This is a genomic window from Candidatus Angelobacter sp., assembly GCA_035607015.1.
GTDB lineage: Bacteria > Verrucomicrobiota > Verrucomicrobiia > Limisphaerales > AV2 > AV2.
The window spans coordinates 1-6,387 of record DATNDF010000227.1 but is presented as its reverse complement, the minus strand read 5'-3'; the positions used below and the strand labels follow the sequence as shown (position 1 = coordinate 6,387).

The following is a 6,387-nucleotide window of genomic DNA, read 5'->3' as shown; positions in this document are numbered from 1 at the left end:
CAGGCCCTGCCTGCCGGTGCAGGCGTTGGCGTTGCCGGAGTTCACCACGAGCGCTTGCGCGACGCCGCACTTAACGCGTTCGATGCAAACCTTGACCGGAGCGGCGCAGACCTGATTCGTGGTGAACATGCCGGCGACCGTTGACGGCACTTCGGAGACGATGAGCGCGAGGTCGCGTTTCTTTCCCTTTTGCGAGCCTTTGCCGGTGCCGATTCGTTTGATGTCGCAGAAGACTCCAGCCGCGAGAAAGCCTTTCGGCGCGACGATGGAGCCGGGGATTTGCCTAAACTTTGCGTTCATTGAGAATTATGGAGCCCAACAGGCGCGTGGAGGTGGGAAATCAAACGAGCCCCGCGGTCTCGGGGAATCCGCAGAGGATGTTCATGCTTTGCACGGCCTGGCCGCTGGCGCCTTTGACGAGGTTGTCCTCGGCGCTCATGACAATGAGCCGTCCGGTCCGCGGATCGAGTCGCCAGGCGATTTCGATGACGTTCGTGCCAACGACATTCTTGGTGTCGGGCAGCGTTTCGCGGTTGAGCCGGCGGACGAACGGTTCATCGCCGTAAGCTGACTGGTAACAGGCGGCGACTTTTTTGTCGAGCGCGTCGGCTTCGGCGGAAGTCTTGAAATGCTTTTCCGGCGCGAGATAAATCGTGGTGAGAATGCCGCGGTTCACCGGGATGAGGTGCGGCGTGAACTGGATGGTCACGTTCGCGCCGACGGCGAGCGCGAGTTGCTCTTCAATCTCGGACAGGTGCCGGTGCTTCGGCACGCCGTAAGGACGCGCGCTCTCGTTGCATTCGACGAAGAGGTAATCCGCCTCGACTTTTCGGCCCGCGCCGCTGACGCCGCTGAGCGAGTCGGCGATGATGCTGTGCGGGTTGATGAGCTTTGCGCGGAGCAGGGGAATGATCGGCAGCAGGACGCTGGTCGGATAACAGCCCGGTGACGCCACGAGCGACGCGTCCTTGATTTCTTTCCGATAAACCTCGGGCAAACCGTAAACGGATTTTCTCATCAGGTCCGGCGCGGGATGATCATGACCGTAGAACTCCTTGTAAGTTTCGGTGCTCTTGAGTCGGAAGTCGGCGCTGAGATCGATCACCAGACAGCCGGACTGGAGCAAGGGAACCGCATACGCAGCGGCGACACCGTGAGGCAGAGCGAGGAAAACGACTTCGGCTTGCTTCGCGAGCAACTCGGCGTTCGGTTCACTGAAACGGAGGCCTTTCGCTCGCGGATAATGGGCAAATCTGGGGAAGGTTTCAGCGACGGTCCTGCCGGCGTATTGTCGCGAGGTCACCGCTGCGAGTTCGGCGTGCGGATGCTTCAAGAGCAGCCGCACAAGTTCCTCACCCGAGTATCCGGACGCGCCGACGACGGCGACTTTCCTGTTCATGTATGTGTTGGTGGCCATCACGTGTTGTTTTGGTCGAATCACCGCATTCTGGCAATCTGCAACTGACAACGACGAAAGCAAAAAAGCCCCGCCGGATTGAACCAGCGGGGCTTGCAAATTGGAACTCGTTTTAACGCTTGCTGTATTGGAAACGTTTTCGAGCGCCCGGCTGGCCGTATTTCTTGCGCTCGCGCATGCGCGGATCGCGCGTGAGCAGCCCGTTCGATTTGAGTGTGGGACGAAGGTTGGCATCCGCCAGCAACAACGCCCGGGCGATGCCGTGCCGCACCGCGCCGGCCTGGCCCGAGGGTCCACCACCGATGACGCTGATCCGCACGTCGAACTTCGCGGCGGTCTCGGTGACCGTCAACGGTTGCTGTGCCATCATCCGCAGGTTTTCGATTGGAAAATAGTTCTCAAACGGCCGGTTGTTGACCGTGATCTTCCCCGAGCCGGGAGCGAGGCGCACACGGGCCACCGAGGTCTTGCGACGGCCTGTTCCGAGGAATTCTGTGGTTGCAGGCATACTTTTGAAAATCAATCAGCCGCCGCGAGCGCCGCCGGTTGTTGCGCGGCGTGCGGATGGTTGGCGCCCTTATAGACCTTGAGCTTGGTCAACAGCCGGTCGCCAAGGCGGTTCTTGGGGATCATGCCTTTGACGGCGTGCAGGATAAGGCGCTCGGGAGTTCTGGCCCGAACCTGCGCGACCGACCGGTAGCTTTCGCCGCCTTTCCAACCGGAGTAGGACATGAACAGTTTTTCGTCCTCCTTTTTGCCGGTCAAAACGACTTTTTCAGCGTTGATCACCACAACGAAGTCGCCCGCGTCGAGGTGTGGCGTGAATACCGGCTTGTTTTTGCCTCGAAGAATGTTGGCGACCTGGACGGCAAGCCGCCCCAGGACGGCGCCATTGGCGTCAACAACGTGCCATTTGCGCTCGTTCACATTCACTTTTGGCAGATACGTTTTCATCAAATCCCAAATCAAAGAGCGGTGAAACTAACAAACGAGCGGCACAAGTCAATAGTCATTTGGAGCGAAACCCGGTTGACTCCTTGCAACCCGGAAGTGAGATCTGGCTTACCTGTGGCCGGACGGCCTTTCATTGTGGGCTGCAATCCCGGACGGACGGCGTTTGCGTCCCAGGCGATGTGGGTCCGCGCCTGCCAGGTAGCGCACCGTCAGCCATACATCTGAAGCCGTCGTGAGAAACGCCCCACGGGCCGCGAATCGCCGCGCCGAAGAAACAACATTCGAGCGCAGCATCGTGATTTGTCCGACTCGCGCGATTCGGCGTGAGAAATCTAGGTCCTCGAACAGTGGCCAGTCTCGAAAGCCCCCCACTTGTTTGAATACCGCTCTTCGGACGAAAATACCCTGGTCGCCAAAAAACCAGCCGAGACACCCTGACCGCCAAGCTCCGACGGCGCAGGAGAGCCGCAAAAACAGCGACGAACTCCGGAAGCGCCGCGCGAAACCGCCTCCAACAATGCCGGGGCGTGCAAGTGCTTCGGTAATTTGATTCAGCGCATCCGGCCCCAACCAGGTGTCGGCATGGAGGAAAAGGAAAACCTCGCCGCGCGCGGCTGTTGTTGCCAGATTCATCTGGGCCGCGCGACCCCGTCGGGGAGAGTGAATGACCCGTGCCCCCGCCTTGTCCGCCAGGCCGGTCGTTTCGTCCCTGCTCCCGCCGTCGGCGACCAGAATCTCGTTCGGCGCGCGATTCGCCTGAAGGCGATGCAATGTGGCCGGCAGCAGTTCCGCCTCGTTCAGCGTTGGAATAATCACGGAGATCATGCCTTGAAGCGCCGCGTGTCGGCGCAAAGCCCCCGTCGGCTTTGCCACGAAACCATTATGCCACCCGGATCGTCCAACGGTTGTGACCAAACGTGCATTAGCCGCATGTCTTCTGGAGATAGCACAAATCTCCTGTGATGCCCATGCCGCAACCCGCGTCTCCGCACCGGTGGTTTACACCGGAATGTGTGACGCCTCCGCCGCCGTGGCACTGACGGGTCATCTGTTTGCAGTGGCGAGCGACGAAGACAGTGTTATTCGCGTCTATTCCAGGGATAAGGCGGGAGCGCCCGTTCAAAGCTTCAACCTGTCCGCGTTTCTCGATTTGGATGAGAAGAAGCCGGAGTCCGATCTCGAAGGAGCGGCGCGAATCGGCGATCGCGCTTACTGGATTACCTCGCATGGTCGGAACAGAAGCGGCCGCGCGCGACCAAGCCGGGAGCGTTTTTTTGCCACGCAAACTGTCACCAACGGCCAGGGCGCGCAACTGAAAGGGGTTGGCCAACCGTACGAACGGCTGCTGGATGACTTGGTGCAGGACAGGAGATTGGCGCGCTTCAATCTTGAGGCGGCTTCGCTGTTGGAACCGAAAGCCCGCGGTGCATTGAATATCGAAGGGCTCAGCGCGACGCCTGAGGGTCATTTGCTGATCGGTTTCCGTAATCCAATCCCCAACGGTATGGCGCTGTTGGTTCCGATGCTGAATCCGGATGAAGTGATTCGCGGTGCGTCGGCAAAATTCGGCGACCCCTTGCTCCTCGATCTGGGTGGACTGGGCGTGCGCGACATGGCGTATTCGGAGGGAAAATATTTGATCATCGCCGGCCCGTATGACGGCATCGGGCCGTCGCGTCTCTACGCGTGGTCGGGTGGCCCGTCTCCGCCCCGGCTGATAAAACACTCACGTCTGAAGGGGTTGAATCCGGAAGGGATCGTCGTTTATCCCGGGACGGGTTGGAACCGGATTCAAGTCATCAGTGACGATGGCAAAAAACTGATCAACGACAGACCCTGCAAGGAGTGTCCGCCGTCTCAACAGCATTTTCGCAGTGTCTGGGTAAAGCCGTGAAAGAGGCGCCTCTGATCAACCGACGTGGTCAATTTGCCAGCGCACCCGTGCAACTGCTCCCGCAACCGGCGGTGCACGCAAAACAATGCACGCCGGTCTGGATTCCACGGTTTTCCAGGTATTCTGGTGTTACATCCCACAGATAAAGCGGCCGGCCGTTCTGCATTCGCATGTCGAGCATCTGGTTGAAGTCGCAGTCGTACAACTCGCCGCGATAGCCCACGCTCAACGTGGCGCGGCACATCAAACCGTCCACGGTTGCCGGATTGAAACTGTTCACCAGCAACTCCAGGTATTCGTCCCATTTGCCCTGCTGGCGCAGGTCCTCGGCAAAACGGGCGATCGGTTGGTTCGTGATCGTGAAAAGTTTATTGAACGCGATGCCGAAATCGCGGTTTAGCACCTCTTTGTAATCGGCCTCCAACTCCGCTTGCGGCCCGGGCAGATTTGGACCGAGTGGATTGTAAACGAGGTGCAGCGGCAGTGCCGTGCCATACCCGACGGCGTTCAATTTGCGCAGGGCGGAAATGCTCCTTTCAAAAACTCCGTTGCCGCGCTGTTGGTTTACGTTCCGGGCGGAGTAGCAGGGGAGCGAGGCGACGACCTGCACTCCGTGGCTGGCCAGATATTCGGGTAGCCAGCCGTAATCCCTTTCTTCAATGATCGTCAGATTGCTCCGGTCAATCACTTCGCTGCCGGCGGAACGCGCGGTCTCGACAAAATAACGGAAGAATCCGCTCAACTCCGGCGCGCCACCCGTGAGGTCCACGATTTCCGGGCGATGCTCGCGAATCCATCCACCAACGCGAAGCGAGGTTGCTTCGTCAATCATTTCTGTCCGCCAGGGGGCGGCATCCACGTGGCAATGGCGGCAGGCCTGATTGCATTTGCGGCCGACATTGAGTTGCAACGTACGCAGGCGCGTTCGCTGCAGCGTCAAACCGTGCTCCACGAGTTTTTGTTCGAAACGATTCATCAACCCGTCAGAGGATAGCCCGTTCGCCGGTTTGTGGCATGGGAATTGTGTGTTTCCAAGAATTGCCGCCAGTCCGCTTCCGTGTCCACATCTTGCAATTCGCGCAACCGATGGACGCTCAGTCCGCCCTCCCGGGCCCGGCGCATCGTTTCAGCCAGTACGCGGTCGGTGCTCCAGGGAATCCGGTGAAACAGATCCGGCCGCAAACGTCGCAACCCGATCAGCCAGTAACCACCATCGCGGGCGGGCCCGAGGGCAACATCGTGCGACGATAAACATTGCCATGCTTCCACAATATCAGCACTCGTTACTGCGGGACAGTCCGAGCCGATGATGACGACCCGGGCGGTTTCAGATTTGAAGGAATCGACAAACGCGGACTGCAGGCGCCGGCCAAGGTCTCCGGTTCCCTGTGGCGCACAGGACCATCTGCTCTTAAGCCAGGGTTGAATCTCGTTTCGCGCGTCATCTGGACTGAAACGCAGCTCCACTCCGTTCAGCGTTTGCAAACGGTCGGTCAAGGTTTCCACCAATCGGCGATACGCCTCGCAGGCCGGCCCGGCACCGAGGGTTTTCGCCAATCTGGTCTTGACCGAGCCCGGCCGCGGCGCCCGGACAAAGATTACAAGTTTGTGCTCGGGCATTGTCGGGCAAACACCGCAGATCCGGACTTTGGAGAAGTCAGGGACCTCTCAAAGTCGGCAACGACCCAATGTGAACCTCGCTTTACAATTCTGTGGCCTTCGGTTTCGAGGCGCTTTTTGAGCGCGGGAATTCCTCCCGGATATTTTTCATTGAGCTGCCCTCCCGACTTCAACGTCCGCCAGTAGGGCGTTATCCTCTTTCGGCCTCCAGCACCGGCTTCTTCGGCGGCGTGGGCCGCGATCCAGGCAAATATTCCGGTCGTAATCGGGCAGGCGACGTCCACGCCGTGCGCCCGGGCAAGCGCACAGCGAATTTCATTGATTGTGACCAGCTTGCCCTTCGGCACGTTTCGCATGACCGCGTCCACCTCCAGCGGCGCCGGCACGACCATCGTTCCTTTCCCCCAGCGCTTCGTCATTCTGCCCGTGATCCTTCCCACTTTCGGCAGACCTTTGCCGTCGGCCAGTTTTTCCGCCCATGACTTTCTGGTTTTCATAAGAT

9 protein-coding genes are annotated in these 6,387 nt (G+C 59.4%); 1 reads left to right on the top strand and 8 read right to left on the bottom strand.

What is annotated here, in order from left to right; translation table 11 throughout:
• The 5 genes from VN887_09385 to VN887_09365 form a co-directional block, all read right to left on the bottom strand.
• Window positions 1-300, bottom strand: a 300-nt coding sequence (locus tag VN887_09385; protein ID HXT40223.1) for a bifunctional ornithine acetyltransferase/N-acetylglutamate synthase, incomplete at its 3' end; no start/stop codon positions are given.
• Window positions 301-340: 40 nt separating this feature from the next.
• Window positions 341-1,399, bottom strand: coding sequence for an N-acetyl-gamma-glutamyl-phosphate reductase (gene argC, locus VN887_09380; protein HXT40222.1), 1,059 nt, complete (start codon window positions 1,397-1,399; stop codon window positions 341-343).
• A gap of 130 nt (window positions 1,400-1,529) precedes the next feature.
• A complete protein-coding gene (rpsI, locus tag VN887_09375; protein HXT40221.1) occupies window positions 1,530-1,925 on the bottom strand; it encodes a 30S ribosomal protein S9 in 396 nt (131 codons plus the stop codon).
• Window positions 1,926-1,936: 11 nt separating this feature from the next.
• On the bottom strand, window positions 1,937-2,371 hold the full coding sequence (rplM, locus tag VN887_09370; protein ID HXT40220.1) for a 50S ribosomal protein L13: 435 nt from the start codon (window positions 2,369-2,371) through the stop codon (window positions 1,937-1,939).
• Window positions 2,372-2,479: 108 nt separating this feature from the next.
• Window positions 2,480-3,244, bottom strand: a complete 765-nt coding sequence (locus VN887_09365; protein HXT40219.1) for a TIGR04283 family arsenosugar biosynthesis glycosyltransferase — start codon at window positions 3,242-3,244, stop codon at window positions 2,480-2,482.
• A 157-nt stretch (window positions 3,245-3,401) separates the two neighbouring features.
• On the opposite strand from VN887_09365, the gene VN887_09360 reads away from it, so the two are divergent.
• A complete protein-coding gene (locus tag VN887_09360; protein ID HXT40218.1) occupies window positions 3,402-4,265 on the top strand; it encodes a DUF3616 domain-containing protein in 864 nt (287 codons plus the stop codon).
• 28 nt (window positions 4,266-4,293) lie between these two features.
• Here the strand turns inward: VN887_09360 and arsS are convergent, their stop codons facing one another.
• The 3 genes from arsS to VN887_09345 all read right to left on the bottom strand — a co-directional run.
• Window positions 4,294-5,241: an arsenosugar biosynthesis radical SAM (seleno)protein ArsS gene (arsS, locus tag VN887_09355; protein HXT40217.1), complete on the bottom strand. Its 948-nt coding sequence runs from the start codon at window positions 5,239-5,241 to the stop codon at window positions 4,294-4,296.
• The gene (locus VN887_09350; protein ID HXT40216.1) at window positions 5,241-5,885 is read right to left on the bottom strand and encodes a TIGR04282 family arsenosugar biosynthesis glycosyltransferase; all 645 of its coding nucleotides are present in this window, start codon (window positions 5,883-5,885) and stop codon (window positions 5,241-5,243) included. Before VN887_09350 ends, arsS begins: the two co-directional genes overlap by 1 nt.
• On the bottom strand, window positions 5,864-6,387 hold a 524-nt coding region (locus VN887_09345), incomplete at its 5' end, for a hypothetical protein (protein HXT40215.1). The genes VN887_09345 and VN887_09350, both read right to left, overlap by 22 nt.

Excerpts from the sequence above, each read along its gene's own strand:
- argC (HXT40222.1), bottom strand. The coding sequence starts at position 1,399 with ATGAACAGGAAAGTCGCCGTCGTCGGCGCGTCCGGATACTCGGGTGAG.
- rpsI (HXT40221.1), bottom strand. The coding sequence starts at position 1,925 with ATGCCTGCAACCACAGAATTCCTCGGAACAGGCCGTCGCAAGACCTCG.
- rplM (HXT40220.1), bottom strand. The coding sequence starts at position 2,371 with ATGAAAACGTATCTGCCAAAAGTGAATGTGAACGAGCGCAAATGGCAC.
- arsS (HXT40217.1), bottom strand. The coding sequence starts at position 5,241 with ATGAATCGTTTCGAACAAAAACTCGTGGAGCACGGTTTGACGCTGCAG.
- VN887_09350 (HXT40216.1), bottom strand. The coding sequence starts at position 5,885 with ATGCCCGAGCACAAACTTGTAATCTTTGTCCGGGCGCCGCGGCCGGGC.